Raw genomic sequence first — 17,413 nt, forward strand, 5'->3', positions numbered from 1 at the left:
TTTGAGGCGTTCTATGGAATCAACAAACTACGAAATTAAGCTGGCCCAGTTTGAGGGACCCTTTGATTTACTGCTCTTCTTTATTGAAAGGGATGAATTGAATATCCACGATATTCCAATCTCCAAAATTACAGACGATTTCCTGGCCTATATTCAACATATGCAAGCCCTGAACATCGAACTAGCCAGCGAGTTTATCTTTGTGGCCGCCACATTAATGCGCATTAAAGCCAAGATGTTGTTGCCGCGACCTGATTTGGATGAAAACGAGAACGAAATAGATTTAAAGAAAGAGTTAGTCCAAAAACTTGTTCTTTACAAGCAGTTCAAAGAGGTATCTGAAAATTTCAAAACCCTGGAAGATTCTCGTATGCAATTGCATGAACGTGGCAACATTAGCCAAGACTTAAAGATTGCCTCCAAATCCATCCGCAATACTGAAGAAGAACTATCCTCTTTTACCCTATATCGCCTGATGATGGTTTACGAGCGGATGATGTACAATTATACCCACCGCATTCAGGAGGTGAAGCATACCGTCGTCAAATATCCCTATACCATCGAACAGCAGAAGAAGGCCATTGCCCAACTGATTGAAATCAATAATAGTTTAGATTTCTCGGCCATTGCCAAGCATTCTGAAAATAAGGTGCAGTTCGTTTATAACTTTTTAGCTGTATTAGAAATGCTGCAGCAAAAACTCTTGGATATCGAGATCGGCTTAGGCTACAATAACTTCTTTATTGCCAAAAAAGTATCTTAATCCTTTTTCAAACGCGCTTCCATTTGCGTTTTCACCTCTTCCTTATCCTTAAGTTTGGTTAAACAACCCAGGAGGTAAGCATATTGTTCCTTACTGTCCATGCCACGAATCGCTTTCAAGGCTTCCATACCCGCTTGTATGGCATAGGTATTTTTACCTTCAAAAGTTGCCAGTAAATCCCTAAGTGTATTTTCTTCCAAAATAGTATCTACAATACCATATTCAAGGGCTTTCGCACTAGGAAAGGGCTGACCGTCTAAACAGAGTTGCAGTGCTTTTTTCTCCGGCATTACCCGGATTAAGCCCGCCAATACCTGAAACGGAAAAATACCCAAATTAATCTCCGGTAATTTAAAATAGAGGTTTTCTTTGGCCAGCACATAGGTACAACCCAATATAAATAGGAAGCCACCCGCAATTACATCGCCCTCAACCAGCGCAATGGACGGTTTGGTCAAGCGATCGAATACTTCCCCTAAGGAAACCTGCTCGTTATTAATCTCCGGATTTAGCGTGTCCAATTCCGGATTTTGGTAGGTCTTTAAGTCCATACCCGCACAGAAAACAGGACCTTTAGCACGCAGAACAACCACCTTTACCTCATCCAGGCTATTGGCTGTTTCCAAGGCATGCGCAATTTCATTCACCATCGTAGGGGTAAAGGCATTACGTTTGGCCTCCCTCGCTAAGGTCAGGCTGAAGATATAGCCATCTACATTGGTTTCAATAAAATTATACTTCATGTCTTATCATTTTTTGAAATGCGTCCATCAAGGGAGCCACCTGCGCATAGGATCCCTTTTGAAAACGATCGACCAGTAATTCGGAAGGTATATTCCCTACCAGTTCATCCTGCGCAAAAGGACAGCCTCCATAACCTAAAATAGCCCCTTCAAAGCGTCTGCAACCCGCATCATAGGCCGCATTCACCTTTAATAAAGCATCCTCTACATACGAATGTAAATGCACACTGAAGGCTAGCTCATTAAATTCTTCCTTCAACTTAACAAATAAATCGCCCACTTGTTCTGGGCGCGCTTCTGCCGTAGTATCGGCAATCGAAAAATGTTGAACCCCAAGTTCTTGTAATTTTCCAACCCACTCGCTTACCAAATCCATGGCCCAAGGATCTCCATAAGGATTACCAAAGGCCATAGAAATATAAATTACTAATTCTTGTGTGCTGTTTTTAGCGAGTATATCCTGCATTTGCTGCACCTGACTATAGGCCTGCTGAATGCTTGCGTTGGTATTTTTCTGTTGAAAGGTTTCCGAAATAGAAAATGGAAAACCCAGAAAATCAATCTCCGGGAAAGTCGATCCAATTTCAGCACCGCGCACATTCGCAATAATGGCCAATAGCTTCACCTCATCCAGCTTTTCCATACCCGCTAATACCGCCTGGGTATCTTGCATCTGTGGAACAGCCTTCGGCGATACGAAACTTCCAAAATCTATACAATCAAATAATTTACTTTGAATCAATTGATTGATATACTTGATTTTTAATTCCGTAGGAATCGGAAACTTAATGCCTTGAATGGCATCTCGAGGACAATCGACTAACTGAACACTTGAATTATTTTGCATCTTTTTTAATCTCCCTTGCAATTACCATACGCTGAATGGAACTGGTTCCCTCCCCAATGGTACATAGTTTGGCATCTCTAAAATACTTCTCGGCAGGGAAATCTTTGGTGAAACCATAGCCCCCTAAGATTTGTACGCCTTCATTTGATACTTCAACAGCCGTTTCCGAAGCAAATAACTTTGCCATGGCACCTTCCTTGGTCACCTTCTTGCCTTCGTCTTTCAATTGCCCCGCCCGGCGGATCAATAATTCAGAAGCCTCAATTTTAGTAGCCATATCCGCTAAGGTAAAACCAACGGCTTGAAAATCAAAAATCTTCGTCTGAAATTGTTCGCGCTCATTGGCATATTTTAACGCACATTCATAGGCTCCACGCGCAATACCTAACGATAAAGCAGCAATGGAAATACGACCCCCATCCAATAATTTTAAGGCCTGAACAAAGCCATCTCCCACTTCACCAATCAATTGGCTTTTCGGAATACGACAGTTATCAAAGAATAAAGAGCCTGTTTCTGAAGCACGCATGCCTAATTTATCCATTTTTGCACCAGCTGTGAAACCAGGCGTACCTTTTTCTACAATAAAGGCAGAAATTCCTTTTTTATCACCTTTTTCACCGGTACGCGCCATTACCACAGCCACATCCCCACTAATAGCATGGGTAATAAAGGTTTTATCGCCATTCAATACGAAATAATCGCCATCAGCAACTGCAGTCGTGTTCATACCACCAGCATCCGATCCGGAACCCGGTTCTGTTAATCCCCACGCACCAATCCACTCCCCACTTGCCAGCTTGGGTAGGTATTTTTGCTTTTGTTCTTCGTTGGCAAAGGATAAAATATGATTCGTACATAAGGAGTTATGCGCCGCCACCGATAAGCCTATAGAGCCACATACTTTCGAAATTTCATCGAGTATGCTAATGTATTCCTGATAGCTTAATCCTGACCCTCCATATTGCTCCGGCACAATAATGCCCATAAAACCGTGCTCACCTAATTTCTTAAATACATCAATAGGGAAAAGTTGTGCTTCATCCCATGCCATCACATGCGGTTTAATATAGGTCATCGCAAAATTCCTAGCGCTTTCTTTGACCAGCATAAGATGCTCGTCCGAACTAACTTGAAACATAATTTTATTTTATTTTAGTTTATATTTTGGTAAAAATATTTTTTACAAATATTATAAAAAACAAATTATATTTTATGATATTTATAAAAAAAAGATTTTATAACCGTTATAAATTTACATTATTTTAATACCGAACATGATTAGTTTACTTGGTGAGCTCCAACGAAAAAGGGAGGAATTATTACTTGGGGGAGGTTTAGAAAAAATCCAAAAACAACGCGAAAAAGGTAAGATGTCAGCATGGGAACGGATCATTTACCTATTAGATGAAGATCGTCCTTATAGTGAAATTGGCATCTTCGCCGGCGAAGGCCAATACCAAGAACATGGAGGGTGTCCAAATGCTGGGGTAGTGGTCGTTATGGGTTATGTAAAGGGTCGCTTATGCATCCTGGTATCCAACGATGCAACCGTAAAAGCTGGCGCCTGGTTTCCGATTACCTGTAAGAAGAATTTGCGGGCCCAGGAAATCGCAATGGAAAACAGATTGCCTATTATTTACTTAGTTGATTCTGCAGGAGTGTACCTGCCAATGCAAGATGAAATCTTTCCCGATAAGGAACATTTCGGCCGTATTTTTAGGAATAACGCGAAGATATCAGCCATGGGTATTCCTCAAATTGCAGCCATTATGGGTTCTTGCGTAGCAGGCGGCGCCTATTTGCCGATAATGTCTGACTATGCCTTGATCGTTGAAGGAACCGGATCTGTATTTCTGGCCGGCTCTTACTTGGTTAAATCCTCCATCGGTGAAGTGATTGATAATGAAACCCTTGGTGGCGCATCTACCCATTCTGAAATTTCAGGGGTTACCGATAATAAATACCCGAACGATGAGGCTTGTTTAGATGCCATTAAGAATATTGTCGATAAATTCGGCGATAGCCCGAAAGCACTTTTCTCAAGAGTAGAAGCGAAGGCACCCGCCAAAACCATGGAACAACTATACCAATACTTTCCTGAGGATCGCTTAAAACCCTATAATATGCTGGAGGTATTGAACAGTATTGTGGATGAAGGCAGCCTGGAAGAATATAAAAAAGACTATGGTAAAACGCTAATCTGTGCCCTGGCCCGTATTGATGGTTGGGCTGTAGGTATTGTCGCCAACCAACGCGAGATTGTAAAGGCCAAGAAACCCGGAAATTCCACTGAAATGCAGATGGGCGGTGTTATCTATTCCGACTCTGCCGATAAGGCGGCACGCTTCATCATGAACTGCAACCAACAAAAAATACCCTTGGTGTTTTTCCAGGATATCTCCGGCTTTATGGTAGGATCGCGCGCAGAACACGGCGGCATTATTAAAGATGGCGCTAAAATGGTGAATGCCATGGCCAACTCGGTAGTACCTAAATTTACCTTTATCGTAGGAAATAGCTACGGTGCCGGCAATTATGCGATGTGTGGCAAGGCTTATGATCCACGGTTGATTTATGCCTGGCCAACGGCAAAAATAGCCGTTATGAGTGGTGCTTCCGCCGGAAAAACCCTCTTACAAATTCAAGAGGCCAGTTTAAAGGGTAAAGACGTAAACCTATCGGAAGCCGATAAAAACAAGCTTTTAGCCGATATCGAGGAAAAATACAATGCCCAATTAAGTCCGTATTATGCGGCGTCCCGCTTGTGGGTAGATGGGGTAATCGATCCTGCTGAAACCCGGAAAATCATTTCCATGGGTATAGAGGCAGCTGCGTGTAATCCAGTAATTCCAGATTATAAATTAGGCGTTATTCAAACTTAAAAAAGATACATATTCGAGCTGGGCTTTTATGAGGTCCTATAAAAGACGTTGCATGCAACGTCTTTTTTTGTATTTCGTTTGAGGGAGGGTAATATTTGGCCTTATTTTAAGCCCTTTCTCTTCTCTTTATGAAGCCTTTGCAAAGGGGATTGATACGGGTGAGAAAGAGAAGTGAAAGGGGTGAAGAAAGGGTGAGATCATGTTGTCATCGTGAGCGGAGTCGAACGACTGGTACGTCAATACAATCCATCATTAATAACATATTTATTATTAATAGTTTATAGAAAGGTGTTATTAAAAAATAGCAATACGTGTGTGTTTATTTACAACACTTTGCGCAAAGCGACATATAGCGTACAATCGGTACTGACGTACCAGTCGTTCGTGGTTCGACTCCGCTCACCATGACAAAATTGATGACAAAATTGATGACAGCACCATTATAAAACAGTGCCATGCCGCCCTAAATACCTTATATCAACCGCATGGCTTTTACCTTTTGCAGCAGCTCTATTGTATTTTCGCTATTGGTTTTATTGAGGAGGTTTTTTCGGTGGGTTCGTACCGTATGCACACTAATAAACAGGTTTTCAGCGATTTGCTCGCTGTTATAACCTTTATCTAATTGGTAAAGTATTTCTCTTTCGCGCTTGGTTAGCGAGAAGCTGGCTGGGGTTTGCAAAACTGTTTCTTCTGTAACATTATAAACCGTCTCCTTCCCGAGTTGATCGATAAAATGCAATTGGCAAACCTCACTAGATTTAATGGTACTGATATCGAAATGGTGAACTATAGTTTTCAGAACGCAGGTATCTGTCAGCTCATAGGCTACGGCTTGTTGCATCACCCGAATGTAGGCACCTGACTTTTTACGGATACGGAAATCGTGCACTACTTTAAACTGTTTTTGCTTTTCTATGGGGGTATTTAGGCAAAACTTAAGGGCTAACTGCTCATGTGCCATAAAGATGGCAGCATCGTCAGGATGTATGATTTGAATTAATTTTTCAAAGGAAAATTCTTTGTGGCTATAGCCTAAAACACGGGTAAAATCTTCAGAATATTGCTCAATCTCCGTACTAACACAATTTAACACAAAGTAATAGCTATCTAATTTTAACGAAATATGATCGTTAAACATACGTAGCTCATCCTTACTCAATTCTTCCAATAAGGATCCAGCAGATGTAATAAATTCCTTCCAGTTCAATAGTTAATAATTTGGTTTTCAAAGATAGTAATATCCTGTCTGTTTTTATAAAGCTAAAAAAAGTAATTATTAAAAAGAGGTAAAAAATAAGATACAAGAAAAGCGCCCATAAGGCGCTTTATTTATAGTTAAACCTAAAAATTAAGAGCGAATCTTAATTAATATGCTGGTTAATCTTTTTTCGTAAAGGCATTCCAACCTTGTGCGACAATATCATGCTCTGATCCTGATTTTGATATCATCTTTTGACCCGCTGCAGGCTCGGTCATATAACCAATAATCGAGATATCCAATTGGTTTTTGACCTTATCGTAATCACTTTGCGGCACGGTAAATAGCAGTTCATAATCTTCGCCACCACTCAAGGCACAGACCGTAGGGTCTAATCCGAATTCACGGGCGGTTTCATAAGTCATCGGATCGATAGGAATTTTATCTTCATAAAGTTTACAACCTAAGTTCGATGCGTTACAGATATGCAGAATCTCGGAGGCTAAGCCGTCGGAAACATCAATCATGGCATGAGGTTTCACGTGTAAATGCCGGAATAATTCCACTACATCCTTCCGTGCTTCCGGTTTCAATTGGCGCTCGATAATATAATCTTTTCCTTCCAGATCTGGTTGAATTTCAGGATTTTCCAGGTAAATCTGTTTCTCCCGTTCTAATATTTGCAAGCCTACATAAGCACCACCTAAATCACCACTCACACATAAAAGATCGCCCTCTTTGGCACCTGAGCGGTAAGCAATCTCATCTGCTTCGGCATAACCAATACTGGTTACTGAAATCACAAGCCCTTGAGTAGAGGTTGAAGTATCGCCACCAACTAGATCTACCTTATATTTTTCACAGGCAATTAAAGCACCGGCATACAATTCTTCTAAAGCTTCCAATGGAAATTTAGAAGAAACACCAATGGATATGGTGACCTGAGAGGCGATGCCATTCATGGCATAAATATCGCTTAAGTTAACCTGTATAGCCTTATAACCTAAGTGTTTAAGGGGTACATAGCGGAGGTCGAAATGCACATTTTCCAATAATAGATCGGTGGAAATCAAGGTTTTCTTATCCTTAAAATCAAGGACTGCCGCATCGTCACCAATGCCTTTTACCGAGGATTCATTCGTCAATTGTATGGTTTGCGTCAGGTGTTGGATCAAGCCAAATTCACCCATCTCATTTAAGTTGGTCTTTTCTTTATTATCGAACATATTCTTTCTATAAACCCAGTTTGGCAGAGATATCAAGCATTCGCTCGATTGGTTTCTGCGCACGGGCAATAATATCTGCTGGTAAAACAATCTCCGGTTGCTCGAAATACAAGCAATTGTATAGTTTTTCCAGTGTATTTAATTTCATATGTGGGCAATCGTTACAAGCACAAAGGTTGTTCGGAGGTGCCGGAATGAATGTTTTATTGGGACTAGACTTCTGCATTTGGTGCAAAATTCCAGATTCCGTTGCTACAATGTAGGTATCCGTTGGATCCTCAATGGTAAACTTCAACATCCCTGATGTGGAGCCAATATAATCTGCCTGGGCCAGGATGTGATCTTCACATTCGGGGTGAGCAATAAATTTAGCATGTGGATATTCCAAACGCAGGGCATCTAATTTTTCTTGCGAGAAAATCTCGTGCACCATACATGCGCCATTCCAAAGTACCAAGTCGCGACCTGTTTTCTTTTGTACATAGGCCCCTAAGTTTCGGTCAGGTCCGAAGATAATCTTCTGATCGGCAGGTAAGCTTTCTACAATTTGTACGGCATTGCTAGAGGTACACACAATATCAGATAAAGCTTTCAGCTCCGCTGTACAGTTTACATAAGTAATCACCAAATGGTCTGGGTATTTCTCTTTAAACTTCGCAAATAAATGCGGGGGACAACTATCTGATAATGAGCAGCCTGCTTTTAAGTCAGGAAGCAATACCTTCTTTGAAGGTGACAATATTTTGGCGGTTTCCGCCATAAAATGTACCCCAGCAAATACAATAACATCTGCGTCTGTCTTGGCTGCTTGTTGAGATAAGCCTAAGCTATCTCCAATATAATCAGCTAAGTCCTGAATTTCAGACTCTTGGTAATAATGCGCTAGGATAACCGCATTCTTTTCTTTTTTCAATCTGTTAATCTCAGCAACCAGATCAATGCTTGGATCTATAGCCACATCGATATAACCTTTTGCGGAAAGATCATTTTCAAAAGTAGTGTTCATTCGTTTTTCTTAGTATCACTGATTTATTTGACTCTACAACGACACAAAAGTAAAGAAAGAAATCCAAACGAAATCCACATTCCCTTTTTACAATAAATAATAATTCTTTTTTTAAAAAGAGATCTTATTGTTTATTAGACTGTGGAAAATGGGGAGAATTATTAGATTTTTAATTTTTTTTAGTTGGTTTTCCATGTTTATCCACAACTTATCCACAGTTTTCAACCCTTTAGTCGCTGATTTTCAAATCTTCTATTTTTCAGCTTTTATTTTCTCCATATTTTTTTGTGAATTTTATTGTTGTGGAGATTTGTTGAAAGTCGATTGATATTTTCGGGATAAGGACTGTGGATATGTGTGTAAAACCTGTGGATTGTGGAGTAATAAATAGTTTTCCATTTTTATTCACTTCTTTTTTACAGGTTATCCACATATTTTGTTAATTTGTTTTAATCAAATACCGATTTCATTTAAAAATACATGCTGGATAGAAAAGTTGATTTTTTAGTTGTAGGTTCCGGAATTGCGGGATTAAGCTTTGCATTAAAAGCGGCGGAGCTTGGAAAGGTGCTTATTGTAACGAAAGCCAATGAGGATGAGTCGAATACGAAATATGCGCAGGGCGGTGTTGCTGTAGTGACGGATGAGACGGATAGTTTTGAAAAACATATACAAGATACCTTAATAGCTGGGGATGGTTTATGTAATCCACAAGTTGTGGAAAACGTGGTAAAAGAAGGCCCGGCACGCATTGCAGAGCTTGTTTCCTATGGAACATCTTTCGATAAGGAAGCCTCCGGCGAATATGATTTAGCCAAAGAAGGTGGGCATTCTATGCATAGAATCCTTCATTATAAGGATATTACGGGTTATGAGATCGAACGTGCCTTATTGGAGCGTATTCATGCCCATCCGAATATTGAGATCCTGACGCATTATTTTGCGATCGATATCATTACCCAACACCATTTAGGAGAACATGTGGATAAACGGTCAGAAAACATCACTTGTTATGGTATATATGCGTTAAATACGCAAACTAAGCATGTGGAAAAACTGTTAGCAAAGCAAACTTTAATGGCTACAGGTGGCGCAGGGCACATTTATTCGTCCACAACGAATCCTACCATTGCCACAGGTGATGGCATTGCCATGGTGTATCGTGCAAAAGGTAAAGTGCGTAATATGGAGTTTATTCAATTCCATCCTACGGCTTTGTATAATCCACGGGAATATCCTGCATTTTTAATCTCTGAGGCTGTTCGTGGCTTTGGTGGTGTACTACGGCGAGTGAATGGAGAGTCTTTTATGGAAGAGTATGATGAACGTGCTTCGTTGGCACCAAGAGATATTGTGGCGCGGGCTATTGACGCGGAAATGAAGAAGTCGGGTTTGGATTATGTGTATTTAGATATTACCCACCGCTCGAAATCGGATATCCTTTCTCATTTTCCGAATATCTATGAAAAGTGCCTGTCAGTGGGTTTAGATATGACCAAGGATTATATTCCGGTATCGCCAGCTGCGCATTATTTATGTGGCGGCATCCTGGTGGATGAGTATGGCGCTACTTCTATTAAAAATCTATATGCCTGTGGTGAATGTTCTTCAACAGGCTTACATGGTGCTAACAGGTTGGCTTCCAACTCTTTACTTGAAGCTGCTGTTTATGCACATCGTATTTTCGTACATGCGGCTGAGCGGATTCAAAGCATTGATTTTCAAGACGGTATTCGCGATTGGGATGATTCCAATACGCAATTATCCAATGAGGATATTTTAGTAACGCATAATTTGCGGGAAACGCAAAAGTTGATGAGCGATTATGTGGGGATTGTACGTTCTGATTTTCGTTTAGAGCGGGCCATGCGTCGTTTGGGTTTGTTACATGAAGAAACGGAAGCCTTTTACAAGAATACCAAACTTTCTGTGAAGCTTTGTGAATTGCGAAACGTAATTCAGGTGGCTTATTTAGTGGTTAAATCGGCTACTTTACGGAAGGAAAGTCGGGGATTGCACTATACAACGGATTATCCGCAACATGCTAATCAATTAGAAGATACGGTTTTATAATATTTTAAGCTCTTTATGGCGACTATTTTACCTGTCCGCGGAATTACCCCTGTTATTGGAGAAGAATGCTTTATAGCGCCTAATTCTACGCTTGTTGGCGAAGTGGAACTAGGCGATCATTGTTCTGTTTGGTTTAATGCGGTTATCCGAGGGGATGTGAATTATATTAAAATCGGTAACTACAGTAATATTCAGGATAATGTATGTATACATGGAACCTATAAAAAGAATGGTACCGACATTGGTAATTATGTGAATATTGGTCATAATGCGATTGTGCACGGCTGTAGGATTGATGATTATGTGCTGATCGGGATGGGGGCTATCGTGATGGATCGAGCTCATATCCAATCGCAGGTTATTATTGCTGCAGGTGCCGTTGTCCTGGAAAATACGGTTTGTGAAGCGGGCTATTTATATGCTGGTGTTCCGGCAAAAAAAATCAAGCCGCTCAGTGAGGAGCAGCTTGATCTTCTAAAGAGGTTACCACATAATTATGTGTTATATAGTTCCTGGTTTAAAACCGACTAATCTTCAAATTTTACTTCGATTGTTTCATTTTGTTCCCAGTTCGCCCGAATGGTAAAGGTTCGTTCCAGGTACCATATAGGTTCTGCCTGTCTTCGGGTATAGACATCACCAACATCCCACTTTCCGTTTTTATTGCTATCTTCAATGACGCGGATGGCGTATTTTCCACCTTCAAATTTCAGGTACGAGAGTTTATAGTTTTCAGGTAAAATGCGCTTATCAAATACCTTCTCTTTTTTCTCGTCAATGAGTTCGATGATGTATTGTTTTCCTGCATCTAAACCGGTGAATGTCAGGGTAATATCGCCATAATTCTCCGTTTCATTAAAGGTAAATTGGGCCTTTTGTTCCTTATTTACCTCATCAAATGGACCAATCAATGCGCCCTCCTGTAATACCAATTCGTAGTTTTTATTCGGGCGCCAGTTATAACGGATATGATAAAGCTCTTTATTGATGCTATCCTGCTGTAATTGGAAGTTTCTACGGGATACAGAATCCTCTAGTACTAAGATTTTGTTTTTATCTACCGAGGCTAGGGGATAGTTTGCGGTTAATTCGATATGCTTGATACGATCGACCTTATTGGTAAAGTTATACTGCGGACTTATCGTTCGCTCAACTTTCAGGTTTCTGGGCTTTTTAAACTTGATGGTATCCAATACCTTTCCAGCTTCAGCTACTTCGAAGTTGATGGAATCAATTTCCTTAGGCTCAAAATATACCTTCGCTGTATCGTTATTCACGTTGAATTTAACGAGTTTATTCGCATCGATATCCGCGGGGTACAGAATACGGATACTGGGATCATCTATACCTCTATTGAAGGTTAAGAGTATACTTCCATCCTTATCCATTTTCTTTTCCATATTACGGAAGATGGCTGCTCTACCTTTGGTGAAGGATAGCTTAACGTCTGCTAGGTTCTCCGTCAGCACAATACTATCTTGTAAGAATCCGATCCATTCATCTTGGCCGTTAAAGATTTTATCGTTGTTTTGTTCTTTAATGGCGTAAATACGGTAGGTGTCTTCCCGTAAGTTTTTGAATTGGAAATTTCCAGAGGAATCCACGGCGGTATAGTACGAAGCTTTTTTCTTTCCGAAGATGCTATCACGACTTGTTGGAATCAAGATGACATTCACATCTTTGTCTAAGTTATAGTCAAAAGCTTTGGTATAGCCATTCTGTACTTTACCGGAGATCGTTAAGGAATCGAGCTGATCGCCTGTTGCGAATACATAGGTATAGTTTGGTAGGGGATTCCCTTCGTTATAATCTACAAGGCCTTTACCAAAGTTGATGGTATAGGTGGTATTGGCTTCCAAAGAATCCGGAAGGGTAATGTGCAGGTTCTTCTTTCTGATTTTGAAGAGAGGTTGCTCATTGGCATCCGGGGAAATGGTAAATTCTTTTTGCTGGTTTGCAATTTTAATGTACTCATCAAAAGTCAATACTATTTCCTTTTCTTTAAAATTTCTGCTCAGGTTGGCCGGCGATTCATTTAAGAGTTTTGGTGGAATGGAATCTTTGGGACCGCCATTAGGCCTTTGCATATTGGCACATTGAGAAAAACTCAAACAGATAACAGTTAAAAGCATTAAAAGAGGCCATTTTGTTTTTAAGCCTATTATTAAGCGTTGTACTGCGTTTTTATCTTTTTTGGAGTCTGTTATCATAAAATTTAATTTATGTTGTTATATCGCTTCTAAATGAGTTTTTGAATTATTGTATTAATATACTGATTATCAGATGTTTAAATCATATGTACCATTAAAACACTGATATCCGCAGGTGATACTCCTGAAATACGCGATGCCTGACCTAATGTTCTTGGTTTTACCTTTAGTAACTTTTGTCTGGCTTCAATGGAAAGGGAAGTTAGGGAATTATAATCAAAGTCAGGATTAATTTCTTTGTCTTCCATTTTTTTCATTTTGTTAACTATCTCCATTTCCTTCTCAAAGTAGCTATCGTATTTTACTTTGATCTCTGCCTGCTCTAAAGTTTCAGCATCGTACTGATTAAAGTAAGTAGCAATGTTTGCATCGGCTTTACTTAAATCGGCTAATTCGATTTGAGGTCTGCTAAGAATATTGAAGAGTCTCGATTTTTGTGAAATAGGGGAGGAGCCTTTTTCTTCCAATACAGGATTCATGGCTTCCGCTGCGATTGATGTATTACGCATATACTCGACCAGCTGATCGGAGTTTTTGATTTTGTCTTCTACAATTTGCAAACGTTCATCGGATACCAATCCTAATTTATGGGCGATTGGTGTTAGACGGATGTCGGCATTATCTTGTCTTAAGAGCAAACGGTGTTCCGCACGGGAGGTGAACATACGATAAGGTTCTTCCGTTCCTTTGGTTACTAAGTCGTCGATCAATACACCGATATAAGACTCGGAACGTTTTAGTATTAACTCGTGCAAATCGTTAATGCGTTGGTGCGCATTTATGCCGGCAACAAATCCTTGTGCTGCGGCTTCTTCATATCCGGTGGTACCATTAATCTGTCCAGCAAAAAAGAGGTGTTTTACCGATAGGGTTTCGAGGGTTAAATCCAATTGCATAGGAGGGAAGTAATCGTATTCGATAGCATATCCCGGTCTATACATTTTTGCATTTTCAAATCCTGGTATTAATTGTAATGCTTTTAATTGAACATCCTCTGGTAAAGAAGTAGAGAAACCATTGACATATATTTCTACCGTACGGAATCCTTCTGGTTCAACAAATATCTGATGGCGCTCGCGTTCTGCAAAGCGGTTTATTTTATCTTCAATGGATGGACAATAGCGAGGACCTAGGCCTTTAATTCTACCGGTAAACATGGGTGATTTCTCGAAGCCTGTTTTTAAAACTTCGTGAACCGCTGCATTGGTATAGGTAATCCAACAGCAGCGTTGTTCTGTCGGCATGTCTACTTTGGTATAGGAGAAGCGTCCTGGATTAGCATCGCCCCATTGCTCTTCCATTAGGGCGTAATTTAAACTTCTTCCATCTACGCGTGGGGGAGTACCGGTTTTCATGCGGCCTGATTCGAAGCCTAGGGATACGAGTTGCTCTGTTAATCCGGTTGCCGCCTTTTCTCCGGTGCGGCCTCCACCAAACTTTTTCTCGCCCACATGGATCACTCCATTTAAGAAGGTACCATTGGTTAAAACTACGGCATCTGCTTCAATACGGATACCCATAGAAGTGATGACTCCTCTTGCGCGACCATTTTCTACGATGACTTCCTTGACGGTATCTTGCCATATATCTAAATTGGGGATGGATTCCAATTGCCATCTCCATTCTTCGGCGAAGCGCATGCGGTCGTTTTGTGTTCTCGGGCTCCACATGGCTGGGCCTTTGGAAAGGTTGAGCATGCGGAATTGTATGGTCGATTTGTCGGCGATGATTCCGGTGTATCCACCCATGGCATCTATCTCCCGAACGATCTGTCCTTTGGCTACACCACCGATGGCCGGGTTGCAACTCATCTGTGCAATCACACCCATGTTCATGGTGATGAGTAGGACAGATGAGCCTAAGTTTGCTGCCGCTGCTGCTGCCTCACATCCGGCGTGTCCGGCTCCAACGACAATTACATTGTATTTTTTAAACATATAATTTTAATGTGTTTCACGTGGAACTATGGGCCTCCTGGAGCCTTCCTGTTTCACGTGAAACGTTATATAAATTCTGCTAGGGTTAACCAACGTTCTGTTTTCTGATCTAACGCTAGCTTTTCATTTTCTATTTCTTCGGCGATCTTCTGCAATTCGATATGATCGTTTGTCGTAGAAAGTGCTTCAGTTTTCTCGGCTATGCTATTTTCTAAGGAGGCAATCTCAGTTTCTAAATTTTCAAATTCGCGTTGTTCCTTATAACTTAGCTTTTGCTTTTTTTCTACAGGCTTTGCCTTCTCTACTTTTTTCTCTGGTTTCTTATTTAGCTCTTCTTGCTCTAATTTATAGTCTGCATAATTACCATTATAGATCACCACCTCACCTTCACCCGGGAAGATGAATAGTTGTTCTGTTAACTTATCTAGGAGGTACCTATCGTGTGAAACTAAAACGAGAATTCCAGGATATTGTTCTAGGAAATCTTCCAAGACATTTAAGGTGTCGATATCCAAATCATTGGAAGGTTCATCCAGAATAAGGAAGTTGGGGTTGGCCATCAAGACGCGCATAAGCTGTAGTCGCTTCCGCTCGCCACCACTTAACTTACTTACTAAGCCGAATTGTTTTTCTGGCGGAAAGAGAAACTTCGTTAAGAGCTGCGAGGCAGTAATAACTTCACCTCCTTTCATCTCGATGAAGTCGGCTACATTCTTTACCACATCCAATACTCTTTCTTCAGGTTTGGCATTTAACCCTTCCTGTTTGTAATATCCATACTTAGTCGTTTCTCCCACGGAGAGTTCACCATGGGTAGGGGAGATGGCTCCGGTAATAAGGTTAAGGAAGGTCGTTTTTCCTGATCCATTTTTTCCGGCTAAACCAATACGGTCTCCCTTTTTAAAGGTGTAGCTGAAATCCTTAATGATGGTTTTATCAGGAACGGAATAGCCAACATTCTCTAGTTCCAGAATCTTGTTACCCTGCCGCGATACCTTGACACTTAACTCAACCTGATCTTTCTTTCTAGGTCCTTTGGATTTTTCTTCCAGGTCATAGAAAGATTCTATTCTTGCTTTGGCTTTGGTACCTCGGGCCTGTGGCTGCCGACGCATCCAATCCAGTTCCTTGCGCCATAGGTTTCTGGCCTTGTCTGCCGCTAAGATTTCATTCGCCTCACGCTCGGCTTTCTTTTCCAAGAAGTAAGCGTAATTGCCTTTATAGAGGTACACCGATCCTTGATCTAATTCTCGTATTTCTGTACAGATATTGTCTAAGAAGTAACGATCGTGGGAGACTAGCAACACGGTTTTATTACCGGTAGTCAGCAGCTTTTCTAACCATTCAATGGTTTCAATATCCAAGTGGTTGGTCGGCTCATCCAGGATATAGATATCCGGTTCATCTATCAAAAGCTTCGCTAAAGCAAGGCGTTTTTTCTGACCGCCACTTAAAGAATCGATACGCTGATTAAAGTTGGTAATCTGAAACCTACTCAAGATGGTCTTGATGTTATTTTCATATTCCCAGGCATTCAATGCCGTCAGTTTATCGGTTATTTCGGTAAACTTTTTAGAGGTAACATCTTGATTATCAATTAATTCCTCATATTCTTTAATCAACTGCTGTTGTTCGTTTTCAGCACTGAAGATGAAATCGTTGATGGTTTTTAAATCTGAAAAGTCAGGGTCTTGATGAAGGTATCCAATGCGAAGCCCTTTTTCTTTAACTACCCGACCTTTATTCGGAATGATGATCTCTGCGAGGATTTTTAAGAGGGTAGATTTCCCTGTTCCGTTGATCCCGACCAAGGCTACACGATCTCCTTTTTGAAGCGCAAAATGTAGATCGGTAAATAGCCACTTGTCATTGAAGGAATGACTAACCTGTTCTGTGCTTAGTATACTCACCTGTTAATTTGACGTAATTATCCAAGCACAAAATTATTAAATATTTGTTAGTACTACTTAGTTTAAAATGAAAAGTATACAGAAGATTGACTAAAGCTTAATTTAATCGGTAACTGGCAATCAGATTGAAGCGGGGGATATGGACATGGAATGTGGAGTTATCAAACTGTCGCAGCATCTCATAATAGCCCTCCATAAAGCCCATCTCGCTTTTTAGGTTACAGCCCGATACATACTGATGTACTTCACCTGGCTCTAAGATAGGCTGCTCACCAACCACACCTTCGCCATCCACCTGCTTATTGCTGCCAATAGAATCCATGATATTCCAATGTCTACGCATCAGCTGAACAGTATATTCGCTTTGGTTCTCGATCGTAATCCGATAAGCAAACATAAAGTGCTGATTCTCCGGATTAGAATATTCGGATTGATAAATCGATTCGACCGATATTTTTACGCCTGATGTCGTTTGTGTAGTCATTAAGCCAAATATATTAATTCTGTATAATTAGACAAATAGAAACTGTTAAAGGTTTGAAAGGAGAAAGCTTTTTAGACAATAATATTACATAAAGCATTGGTAAATAAGGCTTCTATGAATAAAAAAAG

The 17,413-nt window shown here is 40.5% G+C and carries 14 protein-coding genes; 4 read left to right on the forward strand and 10 right to left on the reverse strand.

Annotation, left to right across the window (positions count from 1 at the left end; translation table 11 throughout):
• Positions 1 to 13: 13 nt before the first annotated feature.
• A complete protein-coding gene (locus GQF63_RS14190; protein ID WP_160369904.1) occupies positions 14 to 763 on the forward strand; it encodes a segregation and condensation protein A in 750 nt (249 codons plus the stop codon).
• Here the strand turns inward: GQF63_RS14190 and GQF63_RS14195 are convergent.
• Genes GQF63_RS14195 through GQF63_RS14205 form a run of 3 tightly spaced genes read right to left on the reverse strand, consistent with a single transcriptional unit; the run spans position 760 to position 3,494 of the window.
• Positions 760 to 1,506, reverse strand: coding sequence for an enoyl-CoA hydratase/isomerase family protein (locus GQF63_RS14195; protein WP_160369905.1), 747 nt, complete (start codon positions 1,504 to 1,506; stop codon positions 760 to 762). The two genes, GQF63_RS14190 and GQF63_RS14195, sit on opposite strands and share 4 nt — an antisense overlap.
• Entirely contained in the window at positions 1,496 to 2,353 is an 858-nt protein-coding gene (locus GQF63_RS14200) for a beta/alpha barrel domain-containing protein (protein WP_160369906.1), read from the reverse strand. The genes GQF63_RS14195 and GQF63_RS14200 overlap by 11 nt, the downstream gene beginning before the upstream one ends.
• On the reverse strand, positions 2,343 to 3,494 hold the full coding sequence (locus GQF63_RS14205; RefSeq protein WP_160369907.1) for an acyl-CoA dehydrogenase family protein: 1,152 nt from the start codon (positions 3,492 to 3,494) through the stop codon (positions 2,343 to 2,345). Before GQF63_RS14205 ends, GQF63_RS14200 begins: the two co-directional genes overlap by 11 nt.
• Positions 3,495 to 3,630: 136 nt before the next feature.
• Between GQF63_RS14205 and GQF63_RS14210 the strand changes: the two genes are divergently transcribed.
• Positions 3,631 to 5,238, forward strand: coding sequence for an acyl-CoA carboxylase subunit beta (locus tag GQF63_RS14210; protein WP_160369908.1), 1,608 nt, complete (start codon positions 3,631 to 3,633; stop codon positions 5,236 to 5,238).
• A 472-nt stretch (positions 5,239 to 5,710) separates the two neighbouring features.
• Here GQF63_RS14210 and GQF63_RS14215 read toward each other — a convergent pair whose 3' ends face one another.
• From GQF63_RS14215 to nadA, 3 genes are all read right to left on the reverse strand, one after another.
• Positions 5,711 to 6,448 carry a LuxR C-terminal-related transcriptional regulator gene (locus GQF63_RS14215; RefSeq protein WP_160369909.1) on the reverse strand — a complete coding sequence of 246 codons (738 nt, stop codon included), beginning with the start codon at positions 6,446 to 6,448 and terminating at the stop codon, positions 5,711 to 5,713.
• A gap of 170 nt (positions 6,449 to 6,618) precedes the next feature.
• Positions 6,619 to 7,665, reverse strand: coding sequence for a thiamine-phosphate kinase (gene thiL, locus GQF63_RS14220; RefSeq protein WP_160369910.1), 1,047 nt, complete (start codon positions 7,663 to 7,665; stop codon positions 6,619 to 6,621).
• Between the two features lie 7 nt (positions 7,666 to 7,672).
• Positions 7,673 to 8,671 carry a quinolinate synthase NadA gene (gene nadA / locus GQF63_RS14225; protein WP_160369911.1) on the reverse strand — a complete coding sequence of 333 codons (999 nt, stop codon included), beginning with the start codon at positions 8,669 to 8,671 and terminating at the stop codon, positions 7,673 to 7,675.
• A 480-nt stretch (positions 8,672 to 9,151) separates the two neighbouring features.
• Between nadA and nadB the strand changes: the two genes are divergently transcribed.
• A complete protein-coding gene (gene nadB, locus GQF63_RS14230) occupies positions 9,152 to 10,744 on the forward strand; it encodes an L-aspartate oxidase (protein ID WP_160369912.1) in 1,593 nt (530 codons plus the stop codon).
• A gap of 15 nt (positions 10,745 to 10,759) precedes the next feature.
• Positions 10,760 to 11,275: a gamma carbonic anhydrase family protein gene (locus GQF63_RS14235; protein ID WP_160369913.1), complete on the forward strand. Its 516-nt coding sequence runs from the start codon at positions 10,760 to 10,762 to the stop codon at positions 11,273 to 11,275.
• Here GQF63_RS14235 and GQF63_RS14240 read toward each other — a convergent pair.
• The 4 genes from GQF63_RS14240 to apaG form a co-directional block, all read right to left on the reverse strand.
• Positions 11,272 to 12,831, reverse strand: coding sequence for an Ig-like domain-containing domain (locus GQF63_RS14240; protein WP_246163543.1), 1,560 nt, complete (start codon positions 12,829 to 12,831; stop codon positions 11,272 to 11,274). The genes GQF63_RS14235 and GQF63_RS14240 overlap by 4 nt on opposite strands.
• 200 nt (positions 12,832 to 13,031) lie before the next feature.
• Positions 13,032 to 14,891 carry a tRNA uridine-5-carboxymethylaminomethyl(34) synthesis enzyme MnmG gene (gene mnmG, locus GQF63_RS14245; RefSeq protein ID WP_160369915.1) on the reverse strand — a complete coding sequence of 620 codons (1,860 nt, stop codon included), beginning with the start codon at positions 14,889 to 14,891 and terminating at the stop codon, positions 13,032 to 13,034.
• A 65-nt stretch (positions 14,892 to 14,956) separates the two neighbouring features.
• Complete coding sequence (locus tag GQF63_RS14250; RefSeq protein WP_160369916.1) at positions 14,957 to 16,801, reverse strand: ATP-binding cassette domain-containing protein; 1,845 nt, start codon at positions 16,799 to 16,801, stop codon at positions 14,957 to 14,959.
• A 97-nt stretch (positions 16,802 to 16,898) separates the two neighbouring features.
• The gene (apaG, locus tag GQF63_RS14255) at positions 16,899 to 17,285 is read right to left on the reverse strand and encodes a Co2+/Mg2+ efflux protein ApaG (protein WP_160369917.1); all 387 of its coding nucleotides are present in this window, start codon (positions 17,283 to 17,285) and stop codon (positions 16,899 to 16,901) included.
• Positions 17,286 to 17,413: the final 128 nt, after the last annotated feature.

The sequence above is a fragment of the Sphingobacterium humi genome (genome assembly GCF_009768885.1).
Taxonomy (GTDB): domain Bacteria; phylum Bacteroidota; class Bacteroidia; order Sphingobacteriales; family Sphingobacteriaceae; genus Sphingobacterium; species Sphingobacterium humi.